Below are 14,161 nucleotides of genomic sequence, written 5' to 3' on the forward strand. Positions count from 1 at the left end.
GACCGGAGGTCCGTCACCGGCGGATCTCCGGCGCCCGGCGCGCCGGGCGAGGCGGGTCACGGGCGTGCCAGGATTGGGTCATGGACATCGATCTGGCCGATCTGGGGTTCTGGCGCCGCCCGATCAAGGAGCGCAACGAGGCGTTCGCACGGCTGCGAGAGCTGGACCGGCCGGTGTTCTTCCCGGAACGGCGGGTGCCGCTGCTGCGCTCGGGCAAGGGCTTCTACGCCCTGGTACGACACGCGGACGTGGTCGAGGCCAGCCGCAACGCCAAGGTCTTCTCCAGCGAGCCTGCGGTGACCAACCCCGAGCCGCCCGGCTGGGTCAAGCACGTGTTCGGCGAGTCCATGGTGAACATGGACGACCCCCGGCACGCCCGTCTGCGCCGCATCGTCTCGCGGGCGTTCAGCCCCAAGATGCTCGCCGGGCTGCAGGACGGCATCGACAGGGCGTGCGCCGGGATCGTCGACGACGTGATCTCCGAGGGCCCAGGCGACTTCGTCCGCCAGGTCGCCGCCCGGCTGCCCATCCACGTCATCTGCGACATGATGGGCATCCCCGACGAGATGCGGGAGCGGGTCCACCGGCACGTCGACGTCTCGACCGCCTACACCGGGGTACGGCCCAGCCTGCCCCAGACGCTCAGGATGGCCGGGCAGAACATGCTGGCGCTGCTCGCCCTGCAGCGCATGGTGATCCAGCTGGGCAGGCGGCGCGCCACGACGCCCGAGGGCGACCTGGTCTCCGCCCTGGTCACCGCCAACGTGGACGGGGAACGGCTCACCGACCGCGAGCTGGGCTCGTTCTTCGCGCTGCTGCTGGTCGCGGGCAACGAGACGGCCCGCAACACCATGGCGCACGGCGTCAAGCTGCTCACCGACAACCCCGAGCAGCGCCGCCTGCTGACCGAGGACTTCGACGCCCACATCGGCGGGGCGATCGAGGAGATGGTCCGTTACATCTCGCCCATCATGCAGTTCCGCCGCACCGTCACCCAGGACCACGACCTGCGCGGCCTGCACCTGAAGGCCGGGGACAAGGTCGTGCTGTTCTACGGCTCGGCCAACCGCGACGAGGAGGTCTTCCCCGACCCCGACCGCTTCGACATCACCCGCGAGACCAAGGGCCACGTCGGCTTCGGCGGCCCGGGGCCGCACTTCTGCCTGGGCGCCAACCTGGCCCGTCAGGAGATCAGGACCATGTTCCGCGAGCTGTTCACCCGCCTGCCGGACGTCCGCTCCGTCGGCGAGCCCGAACTCCTCCCCTCCAACTTCGACAACAGCGTCCGCAGCCAGGCCTTCACCTTCTGAGGGCACCTTCTGGGGACTCTCACCTGTCGCCGAGCTGGGGGGCCTCGACCGGGCAGCTGGGGTGGGGGGTCGAGGCGGCCAGGACGTTGCGCCTGATGGTGAGGAAGGTGGTCACGGCCGCGGCGGCCATCATCGCCGCGGCGACCAGCATCGTGGTGCGGAATCCGGCGGTGAAGACCGCGGGGGAGTGGAAGGCCTCACCGGTCAGCCCGGCCAGCGGCGGGATCGCGGCCACCGCCAGCAGCCCTCCGGTCCTGGCCACGGCGTTGTTGACGCCGCTGGCCACGCCCGCGTAGCGCTCGTCCGCGGTGGCCAGCACCGTGGCGGTGAGCGGCGCGACCGCCGCGGACAGGCCCAGGCCGAACAGGGAGACGGGCAGCAGCACTCCCGTCGCGTACGGCGTGCCCTCGCCGATCCGGGACATCAGCACCAGGGCGACGGCACAGACCAGGATGCCCGCAGACATCGGGATCCTCGGGCCGATCCGTTTGGCCAGCTCACCCGCCCCGGCCGACAGCAGCAGCATCAGCAGAGTGATCGGGATCATCGCCGACCCGGCGAGCACGGGGGAGAAGCCCGAGGAGACCTGCAACTGGACGACCAGGAGGAAGAACACCACACCCATCGCGGCGTACATGATCAGCGTGACCACGTTCACCGCGGTGAACTCCTTCGAGGAGAAGAGGCCGACCGGGACGAGCGCGGCGGGCGAGCGCCTGATCTCCAGCCAGACGAACACCACGCCGAGCACCGCGCCCGCGACCAGCGGGACCACCTGAAGGCCGATCAGCCCGTAGGTGATCCCGGCCAGGGAGAACGCGGCCAGCGCGGCGCCCGCGACGTCGAAGCGGCCGGTCGCCTCGGTGTCCCTGCTCTCCGGCACGTGCCGTACGGCGACCGCGATCACCAGCGCGGCCAGCGGCAGGTTGAGCAGGAACACCCAGCGCCACCCGGCCGTCTCGACCAGCCAGCCGCCCAGCAGCGGCCCGACGGCCGCGGCGACCCCGCCGAGCCCCGACCAGGCCCCGATGGCCCTGGGCCGGTCCTCACGGTCGAAGGAGGCCTGGATGATGGCCAGCGAGCCCGGGGTGAGCAACGCTCCGCCTGCCCCCTGCAGGGCGCGGGCGGCGATCAGCGTCTCGATGTTCGGCGCGAGACCGCACAGGGCGGAGGCGGCGGCGAACCAGACGACGCCGGCCAGGAAGATCCTGCGCCTGCCGTACCGGTCACCGAGTGAGCCGCCCAGCAGGATCAGCCCCGCGAGGGTCAGCGTGTAGGCGTTGACCGTCCACTGCAGCCCCGCCATGTCGGCCTTGAGAGCGGAGCCGAGCGCGGGCAGCGCCACGTTGACGACCGTGCCGTCCAGCATGGCCATTCCCGAGCCGAGCACGGTGGTGAGCAGAACCCAGCGGCCCGTGGCCGAACCGAACCGGATATGGCCGTTGTCCATACCCTCCATGATGACCCACCGCCTGTTTTGTCAGGATTTATCTGACGGGGCATGAAATGTCGGCAAGCTCTGGTAGGAAATGGTCTGCCATATTTCGCCGGACGGGAGCCCTGGAATGGACCACGCCGAGTTCAACGACGCCGTCACCGCGCTCCGGGAGGGCGTTTACGCCGGTCTGCCCATCGTGCAGGCGCCCGGGAGCGACGACGGGGACGTGCAGGGACTGCCCGCCCCGCAGGCGGCGGCCTGGCGGATAGGCCTTGACGGGGACGAGGGCGACCTCGAACTCGACTTCCGGCACTTCGTCGACGTCGTCGACACGACCAGGGTCTCCGCGCTCATCGTCGGCAGCTGGGGGGAGTCCTACGAGGACGACTCCTCAAAGATCGTCGGTCTGCTGACGGAGCACGCGGACCGCTTCCCCGCCCTCCGTTCCCTGTTCCTCGGGGCCATGTCGTATGAGGAGTGCGAGATCTCCTGGATCCAGCAGAGTGACGTCACCCCGCTGCTGGCGGCCTTCCCGCTGCTGGAGCGCCTGGAGGTGCGCGGCGGCGAGGGGCTGCTGTTCCCGCCGGTCAGGCACGAGAACCTCAGGGTGCTCAGGTTCGAGAGCGGAGGGCTTCCCGCGTCCGTGGTCCGCGGGGTCGGGGACAGTGACCTGCCCGCGCTCGAATACCTGGAGCTCTGGCTCGGCGTGAGCAACTACGGCGGCGACGCGACCGTGGCGGACCTCGGGGCGATCCTGGGCGGCGAGCGGCTGCCCGCCCTGCGCCACCTGGGCCTGCAGGACAGCGAGATCCAGGACGAGATCGCGGCGGCGGTGGCCTCCGCGCCGGTCGTGGCCCGCCTGGAGACGCTGGCGCTGTCGATGGGCTCCCTCGGCGACGACGGGGCGGAGGCGCTGCTGTCCGGCCAGCCGCTGACCCACCTGAGGCGCCTGGACCTGCACCACCATCACCTCACCGACCCCATGGTCGCCAAGGTCGGGGCCGCCCTGGCGGGCGTCGAGGTCGACCTCTCGGGTCAGCTGATGCCGGACGAGACATGGCGCTACGTGGCGGTCACCGAGTGACCCCGCTGTCCAGATGGACATGAAGTGTCGGCGATCTCTGGTAGGAAGTGGTCTGCCGTATTTCGCCTGACAGGAGCTCTGCAATGGACTACGCCGACGACTCGCTCGGGAACGGCGCCTACGCCGGTCTGCCCATCGTGCACGTGCCCGAGGGCGAGGAGCCACGGGAGCTGCCCGCCCCGGAGGCGGCGGCCTGGCGGATCGGGGTGGACCGGAACGGAGGCGGCAAGAGTTTCGAGGAACTCTTCCTGAGCTTCGTCGGCACGGTCGACACGACGAAGGTCACCACGCTCATCATCGGCGACTGGGGGAACGCCTACGAGAGAGACTCCAGTGAGGTGGTGCGGCTGCTGACCGAGCACGCCGAGCGCCTGCCCGCCCTGCGCACGCTGTACCTCGGCGAGATCTCCCGGGAGGAGGCCGAGATCTCCTGGATCCAGCAGAGCGACGTCACCCCGCTGCTGACCGCCTTCCCGCTGCTGGAGCGGCTTGAGGTGCGCGGCGGCTCCGGGCTGGAGCTGAGCCCGGTCAGGCACGAGCACCTCAGGGACCTCACCGTCGAGTCGGGCGGCCTGCCCGCGAGAGTGGTCCGCGGGGTCGCCGAGAGCACCTTCCCCGCCCTGGAGCACCTGGAGCTCTGGCTCGGCGTGGACGAGTACGGCGGGGACGCGACCCTGGCCGACATGGCGGGCATCCTGAGCGGCGAACGCCTGCCCGCCCTGCGCCACCTGGGCCTGCAGAACAGTGAGATCCAGGACGAGATCGCGGCGGCGGTGGCCTCCGCGCCGGTCGTGGCCCGCCTTGAGTCGCTGGCGCTGTCGATGGGCTCCCTCGGCGACGACGGGGCGGAGGCGTTGCTGTCCGGCCAGCCGCTGACCCACCTGAAGCACCTCGACCTGTGCCACCACTACCTCACCGACCCCATGGTCGCCAGGGTCGAGGAGGCCTTCGCGGGCTCCGGCGTCGAGGTCGACCTGTCGGAGCAGGAGGAGCCCGAGGACGAGTGGCGCTACGTGGCGGTCTCCGAGTGACCTCGCTGACGGTCGTCGGCACTCCGGAGGAGCGCCGGGTCACCCTGTTCGCGCGCGCCTGCGCCGCCCACGGCCTGCCCGAGCCCCGGGTCACGCCGTGGACTCAGGTGCTCGGGAGCGATCGTGCGATCCGGTTCGAACCGGGCACCCTCGTGCGGATCGAGTCCCCCGGCGAGGACGCCGCCGCCGACGCGCTGCTGCGCGGCCCCGGGGAGCCGTCCAGGGTGGGCGGCGGGGCCGCCTGGTACGCCGCCCTCACCGCCGGGATCGAACGTGTCCGCCAGGCCGTGGCGGACGCCCCGGGCGCCGGGTTGCTCGCCGACCCCGGTGAGATCGCGGTGATGTTCGACAAGCGGCTCTGCCACGCGAGGCTGTCGGCGGCCGGGGTTCCCGTACCGCCCGCGCTGGCGGGACCCGTCGGCGGCTACGCCGAACTGCGCGAACGGATGACCGAGGCCGGATGGAACCGGGTGTTCGTCAAACCCGCCCACGGCTCCTCGGCCTCCGGCGTCGTCGCCCTGCAGACCGCCCCGGGCCGGATCAGGGCGGTCACGTCGGCCGAACTGACCAGCGGCGCGCTGTACAACTCGCTGCGGGTGCGCTCCTACGACGACGAGCGTGACGTGGCGGCGATCGTCGGCCTGCTGGCCCCGGACGGCCTGCACGTCGAGAGGTGGTTCCCCAAGGCAACGCTCGGCGGAAGGGCGATCGACCTGCGGGTGGTCACGGTCGACGGCACGCCGACCCACGCGGTGGTGCGCGCCAGCCGTACGCCCATGACGAACCTGCACCTCGGCGGGGAGCGCGGTGATCTCGGCGCGGTGCGGGCCAGGCTCGGGCACGAGGGCTGGTCACGGCTCGTGGACGTCTGCGCGGCGGCGGCGGCGTGCTTCCCCGGCAGCCTGTCCACCGGGGTGGACGTCATGGTCGGCACCGGCTGGAGCGACGTCGCGGTGGCCGAGGTCAACGCCTTCGGCGACCTGCTGCCCGGGCTCACCGGCCTGCCCGGCACCGGAGCAGAGGGGCTGGACACCTACCGGGCCCAGGTCGCGGCCATCCTGCGCCGTCACGTCCCCGCGGGGGTCGGCGCCGGTGCGTGACATGAACGAGATCGTGGGCGGCCACGACCTGCTGCTGGTGACGCTCGACACGCTCAGATACGACGTGGCGCGGCAGGCGCTGGCAGCGGGACGGCTGCCGAACCTGGCGCGGGCCCTGCCCGGCGGCCGGTGGGAACGGCGTCACAGTCCGGGAAGCTTCACCTACGCCGCGCACGCCGCGATCCTCGCCGGGTTCCTGCCGACCCCGGCGGCTCCCGGACCGCATCCCCGGCTGTTCGCCGCGACGTTCCCCGGCAGTGAGACGACGGCGACGGGCACCTGGACGTTCGACGCCCCCGACCTGCCCACCGGGCTGGCCGCGGCGGGTTACCACACGATCTGTGTCGGAGGAGTCGGCTTCTTCAACAAGCTGACCCCGCTCGGCTCCACGCTGCCCGGCCTGTTCGCCGAGAGCCACTGGGAGCCGGAGTTCGGGGTGACCTCGCCGACCTCGTTCGAGGCGCAGATCGCGTGCGCGGAGCGGGCGGTCGCCCGGGTGGACGGGCCGGTGTTCCTGTTCGTCAACGTCTCCGCGCTGCACCAGCCGAACTGGTACCACCTGCCCGGAGCCACCCGCGAGCACGGCGACGACCCGCGCAGTCACGCCGCCGCGCTTGAGTACGTCGACCGGCACATCGGCGGGCTCTTCGCGCTGATGAGCGCCAGGCGCCCGGCCTTCGCGATCGTCTGCTCCGACCACGGCACCGCCTACGGGGAGGACGGTCACATCGGGCACAGGATCGGCCACGAGGTCGTCTGGACCGTGCCCTACGGGGAGTTCGTCCTGGAGAGGGGACAGTGGTGACGGCCGGACAGCCGGGCCTTGAGGCGGGCCCCTATCAGGGGTACGTCTACGCCTATCCGCACAAGACGGCCTACCGGCCGCTGGACCCCCGGCCCACGCTGCGCCAGGTGTGGGCGCGGGAACCGAAGGGGAGCCTCTTCCTCTACCTGCACATCCCGTTCTGTGAGATGCGCTGCGGGTTCTGCAACCTGTTCACCAGGACCGGCGCCCCCGAGGAACTCGTCACCGCCTACCTCGACGCGCTGGAACGCCAGGCACGGGCCGTACGGGACGCCCTGGACGGGCCGGAGTTCGTGCTCGCGGCCGTCGGGGGCGGCACGCCGACCTACCTGAGCGCGGCCGAGCTGACCCGGCTGTTCGACCTCACCGAGCGGATCACGGGCGCCGACCTGCGGGCCGTGCCGCTTTCCGTGGAGACCTCGCCCGCGACGGCCACGGCCGACCGGCTCGCCGTCCTGGCCGAGCGGGGCACCACCCGGATCTCCATCGGGGTGCAGAGCTTCCTCGACGCCGAGGCCCGCGCGGCGGTCAGGCCGCAGCGGCGGGCGGAGGTCGAGGCGGCGCTCGGCCGGATCAGGGACACCGGCTTCAAGGCGCTCAACATCGACCTGATCTACGGGATCGACGGGCAGACCGAGGAGACCTGGCGCCACTCGCTGGACGCGGCGCTGGCCTGGCGGCCCGAGGAGATCTACCTGTATCCGCTGTACGTCCGCCCGCTGACCGGCCTCGGCCGCCGCGCGCGCGACTGGGACGACCACCGGCTCGGCCTCTACCGTCAGGGCCGCGACCACCTGCTCGCCGCCGGGTACGAACAGGTGTCGATGCGGATGTTCCAGCTGCCCGGCTCCGGCGGCCTGACCGAGTACAGCTGCCAGAGCGACGGCATGGTCGGCCTCGGCTGCGGGGCCCGTTCCTACACCGAGGGCCTGCACTACTCCCACGAGTACGCGGTGGCCGCCCGACAGGTGCGCGGGATCATCGACGACTACGTACGGCTGCCCGCGGAGGAGTTCGCCTTCGCCAACGTCGGCTTCCACCTGGACGAGGCGGAACGGCGCCGCCGTCACCTCCTGCAGTCGCTGCCGCGGACGGAGGGGCTGGACCTGGACGCCTACCGGGGGCGCTTCGGCACCGAGGCGACGGCGGACTTCTCCGGCGAGCTGGAGGTCCTGGCGGGCAGGGGCTGGCTCGGCGATCCCGAAGGGCGCCGGCTGCGGCTGACCCCGGAGGGGCTGGCACACTCCGACGCGATCGGCCCGTGGCTGTTCTCCGCGCCGGTGCGTGCGCTGATGTCCGAGTACGAGCAGCGATGACGATTTTTCATGAAAAATCCGCTTATGGCGGGGTCGTCCAGGCTGGGGACCTCGAACAGGACCCTGGACGGGAAAGAGACGAGCCCGTGGGCACAGGAGGCGCCGGACGCGTCCTTCCCGGCGGGAAGGGAGACGACCCCGTGGACACGAGCGTGAACCCTCCGGGCGGTGAGCACGAGCCGGGCCACCTGACGATCCTGTACCGGGGGCCGCTGTCCAGCTGCGACTACGACTGCCCCTACTGCCCCTTCGCCAAGCGCCGCGACAGCCCGGAACGGCTACGGCAGGACCGGGCGGCGCTCGAACGGTTCACGGCCTGGACGGCGGAGTGCGGCCACCCCGTCTCGGTGTTGTTCACCCCCTGGGGGGAGGGGCTGGTCCGCTCGTGGTACCGCCGGGCGATGGTCGAGCTGAGCCGGCTCCCGCACGTCCGCAGGGTCGCCATTCAGACCAACCTCAGCTTCCGCACCGGCTGGCTCGCCGAGGCCGACCTGGACACGCTCGCCCTGTGGGCGACCTACCACCCCGACCAGGTCACCCACGAGCGCTTCCTCGGCAGGTGCCGCGAACTGCACGGACTCGGTGTCCGTTTCAGCGTCGGCGTCGTCGGCCTGCCCGAGCACCTGGAGGCGGCCCGGCGCCTGCGCGCCGACCTGCCCCCCGAGGCGTATCTGTGGGTGAACGCCGCCGAGGGACACCTCTACACCGACGAGGAGGCGGCCGGGTGGGCGGCGCTCGACCCGCTGTTCCACCACAGCAGGACTCCGCACCGCAGCGCCGGGCTGCCGTGCCGTACCGGGGAGAGCGTGATCTCCGTGGCGGGCGACGGCACCGTACGGCGCTGCCACTTCGTGCCCGAGGTCCTGGGCAACCTCTACGACGGCTCCTTCCGCGCGGCCCTGCGCCCCCGGGGCTGTCCGCTGGCGGTGTGCGACTGCCACATCGGCTACGTCCACCTGGAGCCGACGGGACTCTACGACGTGTTCGCCGGGGGAGTCCTCGAACGCATCCCTCATGTCTCCTTGAGCGGCCGGTAGTCCTTCTCCGTCTGGCCGAACGTCCACGCGACCCCCTCGCGGGCGGTGCGGGTCCACGGCGGGACCCGCAGCCAGTAGGTGCGGAACGTGCCGTCGGGCTCGGCGGTCGAGTTGACCACCTCGACCATCGCCACCGCCTCGTCGTCGGGCAGGTCGATGCGCCACAGGACGCCGGTCTCGTCGCGGTGCGTCGGCGTCGCCCCCGACTCGGCGAGGTAGCGGTCGTAGCCGAAGTGCTCCAGCATCACCCGGCGCAACTCGGCGTTCTCCTCGGCGCGGATGCGCGCGGGGGTCAGGCCCGTCATGGAGGCGCCGAAGTCGGCGGGCACCGGCATGCCGTGCCAGGCGTGCAGGGCGAAGCCGTCGGGGAAGGAGAGCGCGGGCCCCTCCGCGCGGTGCGGACGGCCCGCGTCGTCGCGGTGCAGCTCGGCGGGGCGCTCACAGAGCAGCGCCACCCGCTCGAAGGGCCACCACCAGCCCGCGGACTCGGCGACCCGGACCAGGCCCTCGACCTCCGGCGCGCCCAGCGCGTCGAACAGCGACAGCCAGGGCGCGTCGTGCTGGCCGAGCACGGCGTCCAGCGTCGAGGCGCGCAGCAGCGCCCCGGCCTCCTCCGAGCCCGCGGACGCGGCGATGCCGCCGCGGATGCGGGTGACCAGGCGGTTCACCTCGTCCCACAACGCGCCCCCGGTCAGCGACCAGGCCAGCGGCCAGCCCTCGGCGCCGAGCCGGGCCAGGGCGTCGGCCCTGGCCCGCTCCCACGGCCGGGTACGGACCTGGTCGCGGACGCACCGGCCCGCGTCGAACTCCGCGGCCCTCTCTCCGGGACCGCCGCCGGGGCCGTCCTGCTCGCCGCCGCCCCTGTTGGCGGCGAGCTTCGCGGCGATCACGGCGCCCTCGGCGGGCGAGGCCGCCCAGATGATCCGCTCGGGCTCGGCCAGGCCGCCGAGCCGGTAGGCGAGCCGTACCCCCTCCTCGGCGCGGGCGCGGTCGGCGGGGCCCGTCCTGAGGGCCACCTCCTCCCAGCGGAGCGCGGCCACGCTCAACGTGTCGGAGAGTTCACTGGTCACGGTCATGTTCGGGTGCTCCTGGGACGTGCGGGGAATCGTTCAGTCGGCGACGACGCGGAAGGCGCCGGGGACGTACTCGCGCTGGCGCAGCACGCGGTACCACCCCTTGGGCAGGGAGATCGCGGCGTGCTCCTCGTGAACCACCCGCCCGCCGGAGGGGAGGTTGAGGAAGGAGGGGTCGGCCGGACGCGCCCCGCGGACCAGGGTGCCCTGGCCGACCACGGCGTGGGCGTGCCCGGTGGCCTCGCCGAGGGCCAGCACCAGGCGGCCCCGCGCGTCACGCGGCACGGACGGCGAGGTGACGACGGAGGCGGGAACGGCCTCCTCCTCGACGGGCACGATCAGGATGTCTCCCTGGCGGTACATCTCACAACTCCTCGGATCGGGATGATCGAAAGTTAGCGGCCGCCACCGACAATCCCGGGCGGGATCATCGCCGCAGCCGGTGAGGGCACGCAGAACCGGCCGCCAAGGCGGATCGTGATTCGTCCCTCTAGCGTGTAATCCACGCCCTCCTCCTGGGACTACTGACCGTGGACCATCCCCAACAACGCTTCACCGAGCTCTACGACCGGCACTACCGGAACGTCCTCGGCTACGCGCTGCTGCGCGCCGACAGGCAGGCAGCGGAGGACGTGGTGAGCGAGACCTTTCTGATCACGTGGCGACGGCTGCGCGAGGTCCCCGACCCGGCGCTGCCGTGGCTGCTCGGCGTGGCCCGCAACCTCCTGCGCAAGCAGCAGGACTCCGGGCTGCGCGGGCGGGCCCTCGCCGCGCGGCTGGCGGATCTCGCCCCCGCGCCCGAGGACGACGTCGCCGAACGTGTCGCCCGGCGGGAGGCCGCCCTCGCGGCCCTCGCCGAACTCGGCGAAAACGACGTCGAGGCCCTGGTTCTGGCGAGTTGGTACGGGCTGGCCCCCGCCGAGGCCGCCCGCGTCGCGGGCTGCACCGCCAGGACCTTCAACGTCCGCCTGCACCGCGCTCGCCGCCGCCTGGCGGAGGCGCTCGACCATGACGCACTCACCCTGGAGGAACGACGATGACCCCCGACGACTTCATGCTCGGCCTGCGGCCCGACGCCGTGACAGAGGAGAGCCACCGGCTCAGGCGCGAGCGCGACCTGTCGGCCGCCTTCGCCTCCTCCGGGCGGCCACGCTCGTTGCCGCCCGCGCGGCTGCTCAAGATCGCGCTCGGGCTCGCGGCGGCGGCCGCGGTCGGCGTGCCGTATGTGATCGGCAGCGCCCCCGCCGCGGCGCCCCCGGCGGCGGCGAGGAACGTCGTCCCGACCGGGCACGGCACGGTCGCCGCCCCCGTCGAGACGGTGGACGCGCGCTCGTTCCTGCTCGCCGGCGCCGAGACCGTGGCCCGCACCCCGGAGCGCAAGGCCCGCTACTGGTTCTCCAGCACCCGCACCTTCGACCCGGTCAAGGGGGGAGGCGTCCTCGCGGTCACCGCCGAGGCCTGGAGAGCCCCGACCGGCGGCCGTCTCGTGACCGGCAAGGACGCCGCCTACGTCCCGGCCCGCCCCGGCGCGCCGCTCCCCGAGGAGAAGTCAGTCGACCACGGGCCCATGGTCCTCAAGACCGCGATCGGCGGCACGCTCGTCTCCGACGGGGACGTGGCCGATCTGCCCGGCGAGGAGAAGGCGCTCGACGCGTGGCTGCGCGAGGCCTACCGCGGCGCAGGCAAGGGCCTGCCCGCCGAGGCGGCGAAGGAGGAGCGGGCGCGGTCCTATCCCGCCTTCGTGCTCGGCGCGGCCCGCTACCTGCTCGACTCCCCGGCGACCCCCGCGACCCGCGCCGCGGTCCTGCGGGTTCTCGCGGCCCAGCCGGGCCTGGCCATGAAGGAGGGCGTCACCGACCCGGCCGGGCGGACCGGCGTGGAGATCGGGCTGACGGGCGGTGACACCCGGCTCGTCATCGACCGGACCGGGGCCAGACTGCTGTCCTTCGCCTACACCGGGCCGGACAGGGCGGAGAGGCGTGTGGGCGCCTCGGTGCGCTCGGCCGAGGTGAGCGGACGCGAGGTCGCGGTCCTCTCCTCCGGCTGGGTGGACTCCCTGGGCGCCCGTCCCTAGTCCGATCGGAGGCCCCGTCTCCCGGCGCGGGGGCCGTCGCCGGTCGTGGTCCTGACGGCCGGGCTCGGTCGCCGCGTCAGGGCGTGAGGGCGTCCAGCGCGCGCAGGACGAAGTCGCAGACGACGGCCTCGGCGTCCTCGGCCGTGGTCTCCCCGCTGAGCAGCGGCACCCGCTCCGAGCCGATGACGGCGAGGATGAAGCGGGCGGCGGAGGCCACGTCCGAGGTGCGGAAGGCCCCCGAGGCGACCCCGCCCTCGATGATGCCGGTCAGGATGCGCTGCATCGGCTCGACGTGGTCGGCCAGGCGCTGGTAGGCGTCGGGGCCGAGCGCGGCCGACAGGTCGGCGGGGCCGGGGTGGGGGTGGGCGAGCAGCCCGGCCAGCTGCAGGCGGACGAACACCCGCAGGCGTTCCGCGGGGGAGGCGTCCGGCGGCAGCTCCCGCTCGTAGCCGTCGATGAAGTAGCCCGTCACCCGCTCGGTGAAGGCCAGCAGCAGGGTCGCCTTGTCGGGGAAGTAGTTGTACAGGACGGTGCGGGTGATTCCCGCCTCACCCGCCACTTCCGTCATCGAGATGGCGTCGATGCCCTGGTTCCTGGACAGACGGGAGACCGCCTGCAGAATCCGGTCCCGCGTCTGGGCGCGGTGCTCGCCGATCGTCGCGGCCGAAATGCGAGGCATGCCCCCATCGTCGCACAGGCCGGGGCGGTTCTCAGGCGGGTTGCCCGGCCGGGACCAGCCTGCCGAGGTCGGCCAGCACCTCGGTGTTGAGCCGGTAGGCGAGCCTGGTCTCCTCGATGATCAGCGCCTTCTCCGCCTCGTCGGCCGGAAGCGCGTCGAGCCGGGCGCGGTAGTCGTTCTTGAACCGGGGCAGGCTGCCGATCCCGTCGAAGCGGTAGAAGTCGACGCCGCCGTCCGTCTGGTAGCCGTAGATCTTCTGCAGCTCCATCCGGATGAACTGGCCGCCGGACAGGTCGCCCATGTAGCGGGTGTAGTGGTGGGCGACGTAGCCGCCCGGCCAGGAGGCGGTCCGCTCGATCCTGGCCACCAGCTCCTCGGTCGGCTCCGAGGGCTCGATCCTGGACCTCCAGCCGGAGCCGTAGATCGTCTCCAGGTCACGGACCAGCGCCTCCTCCCGGTAGAGCTCGGGAAAGACGAAGGGACCCGCGACCGGGTCGCCGGCGAGTGAGCGGGAGACGCCGTCGAGGGCGACGTAGGCGAAGTAGTGCTGGGCGACCATCTCGCCGTAGGCCTCCGCGCTGAGCCGTCCCGCCATGAGGGCCTTGAGGTAGCCCTCGCCCTCCGCGGACTCGTGGTCGCTCCAGGTGGCGTTCCTGAGCGCTTCGGAGAAAGACGGCTCACTCATGATCACTCCGCAATGAAGGGGTCTTATATGACACAGTGTCACAAAGCCCGCCGTTCCCCGTCAACCCGATGATGACACCATGTCATAAAAAATCACCTCTTATTGGGTCGGGCGGCCAGTGCCAGGCAGAGGGCGGCGAACACCGGGAGCCAGGCCGGGCGGAACAGCACCCAGGAGGGCCCGCCCACCGGACCGAGCAGCCCGGGAACCTCCCCAGGGCCGAGCCGCAGCGTGGCCAGGACCGCCACGGTCGGCACGGCCTGGTGCCACAGGAAGACCGCCATGGCGCCCAGGTTGACCGTCACGACCACCGCCCGGAGCCGGGGCCCCGCCCGCCCACACCCGCACGCCGCCCAGTTCGGCGGCCGAGGACCGGTCGCCGTGCGGGGCCGGGACGAGCAGGTGGCCGAGGGCTGCGGCGACGGCGAGAACGGACGTGCGGTGTGGCATGCGGGCCTCCTGACCGGTTGGGAACCGGCAAGAGGCTAAAAATCATGGTTTGTCGCTTACATCGCCCTGGAGAGGTCCC

Annotated in this window: 15 protein-coding genes; 9 read left to right on the top strand and 6 right to left on the bottom strand. The window is 72.4% G+C overall.

The window, feature by feature from the left end; all coding sequences use genetic code 11:
• Positions 1-80: 80 nt before the first annotated feature.
• Entirely contained in the window at positions 81-1,310 is a 1,230-nt protein-coding gene (locus tag ABZ463_RS00895) for a cytochrome P450 (RefSeq protein ID WP_362771759.1), read from the top strand.
• A gap of 19 nt (positions 1,311-1,329) precedes the next feature.
• On the opposite strand, the gene ABZ463_RS00900 is transcribed toward ABZ463_RS00895, so the two are convergent.
• Entirely contained in the window at positions 1,330-2,760 is a 1,431-nt protein-coding gene (locus ABZ463_RS00900) for an MFS transporter (protein WP_362771761.1), read from the bottom strand.
• 115 nt (positions 2,761-2,875) lie between these two features.
• Between ABZ463_RS00900 and ABZ463_RS00905 the strand changes: the two genes are divergently transcribed.
• The 6 genes from ABZ463_RS00905 (at position 2,876) to ABZ463_RS00930 (ending at position 9,121) form a co-directional block, all read left to right on the top strand.
• The gene (locus ABZ463_RS00905) at positions 2,876-3,832 is read left to right on the top strand and encodes an STM4015 family protein (protein ID WP_362771763.1); all 957 of its coding nucleotides are present in this window, start codon (positions 2,876-2,878) and stop codon (positions 3,830-3,832) included.
• Between the two features lie 83 nt (positions 3,833-3,915).
• On the top strand, positions 3,916-4,863 hold the full coding sequence (locus ABZ463_RS00910; protein ID WP_362771765.1) for an STM4015 family protein: 948 nt from the start codon (positions 3,916-3,918) through the stop codon (positions 4,861-4,863).
• Positions 4,860-5,963 (top strand): STM4014 family protein, encoded by a 1,104-nt coding sequence (locus tag ABZ463_RS00915; RefSeq protein ID WP_362771767.1) that lies wholly within the window; start codon positions 4,860-4,862, stop codon positions 5,961-5,963. Before ABZ463_RS00910 ends, ABZ463_RS00915 begins: the two co-directional genes overlap by 4 nt.
• Before the next feature lies 1 nt (position 5,964).
• Positions 5,965-6,768 (top strand): STM4013/SEN3800 family hydrolase, encoded by an 804-nt coding sequence (locus ABZ463_RS00920; protein ID WP_352009229.1) that lies wholly within the window; start codon positions 5,965-5,967, stop codon positions 6,766-6,768.
• On the top strand, positions 6,765-8,084 hold the full coding sequence (locus ABZ463_RS00925) for an STM4012 family radical SAM protein (protein WP_362771769.1): 1,320 nt from the start codon (positions 6,765-6,767) through the stop codon (positions 8,082-8,084). The genes ABZ463_RS00920 and ABZ463_RS00925 overlap by 4 nt, the downstream gene beginning before the upstream one ends.
• Before the next feature lie 140 nt (positions 8,085-8,224).
• Positions 8,225-9,121, top strand: coding sequence for an STM4011 family radical SAM protein (locus tag ABZ463_RS00930; protein ID WP_362771771.1), 897 nt, complete (start codon positions 8,225-8,227; stop codon positions 9,119-9,121).
• Here ABZ463_RS00930 and ABZ463_RS00935 read toward each other — a convergent pair.
• Complete coding sequence (locus tag ABZ463_RS00935) at positions 9,097-10,197, bottom strand: DUF6745 domain-containing protein (RefSeq protein WP_362771773.1); 1,101 nt, start codon at positions 10,195-10,197, stop codon at positions 9,097-9,099. The genes ABZ463_RS00930 and ABZ463_RS00935 overlap by 25 nt on opposite strands.
• 33 nt (positions 10,198-10,230) lie before the next feature.
• Positions 10,231-10,557, bottom strand: coding sequence for a hypothetical protein (locus ABZ463_RS00940; RefSeq protein WP_352009233.1), 327 nt, complete (start codon positions 10,555-10,557; stop codon positions 10,231-10,233).
• Between the two features lie 167 nt (positions 10,558-10,724).
• Between ABZ463_RS00940 and ABZ463_RS00945 the strand changes: the two genes are divergently transcribed.
• Together ABZ463_RS00945 and ABZ463_RS00950 are read left to right on the top strand one after the other, a co-directional pair.
• The gene (locus tag ABZ463_RS00945; protein WP_362771775.1) at positions 10,725-11,234 is read left to right on the top strand and encodes a sigma-70 family RNA polymerase sigma factor; all 510 of its coding nucleotides are present in this window, start codon (positions 10,725-10,727) and stop codon (positions 11,232-11,234) included.
• The gene (locus ABZ463_RS00950; protein ID WP_362771777.1) at positions 11,231-12,268 is read left to right on the top strand and encodes a hypothetical protein; all 1,038 of its coding nucleotides are present in this window, start codon (positions 11,231-11,233) and stop codon (positions 12,266-12,268) included. Before ABZ463_RS00945 ends, ABZ463_RS00950 begins: the two co-directional genes overlap by 4 nt.
• Before the next feature lie 76 nt (positions 12,269-12,344).
• Here the strand turns inward: ABZ463_RS00950 and ABZ463_RS00955 are convergent, their stop codons facing one another.
• The 3 genes from ABZ463_RS00955 to ABZ463_RS00965 all read right to left on the bottom strand — a co-directional run bounded on the left by ABZ463_RS00955 (position 12,345) and on the right by ABZ463_RS00965 (position 13,937).
• On the bottom strand, positions 12,345-12,947 hold the full coding sequence (locus tag ABZ463_RS00955) for a TetR/AcrR family transcriptional regulator (RefSeq protein ID WP_352009236.1): 603 nt from the start codon (positions 12,945-12,947) through the stop codon (positions 12,345-12,347).
• 31 nt (positions 12,948-12,978) lie between these two features.
• The gene (locus tag ABZ463_RS00960) at positions 12,979-13,632 is read right to left on the bottom strand and encodes a biliverdin-producing heme oxygenase (protein ID WP_352009237.1); all 654 of its coding nucleotides are present in this window, start codon (positions 13,630-13,632) and stop codon (positions 12,979-12,981) included.
• A 92-nt stretch (positions 13,633-13,724) separates the two neighbouring features.
• Positions 13,725-13,937 carry a hypothetical protein gene (locus tag ABZ463_RS00965; protein WP_352009238.1) on the bottom strand — a complete coding sequence of 71 codons (213 nt, stop codon included), beginning with the start codon at positions 13,935-13,937 and terminating at the stop codon, positions 13,725-13,727.
• Between the last annotated feature and the right edge of the window lie 224 nt (positions 13,938-14,161).

It is taken from the genome of Streptosporangium sp. NPDC020145 (assembly GCF_040631275.1).
Taxonomy (GTDB): Bacteria; Actinomycetota; Actinomycetes; order Streptosporangiales; family Streptosporangiaceae; genus Streptosporangium.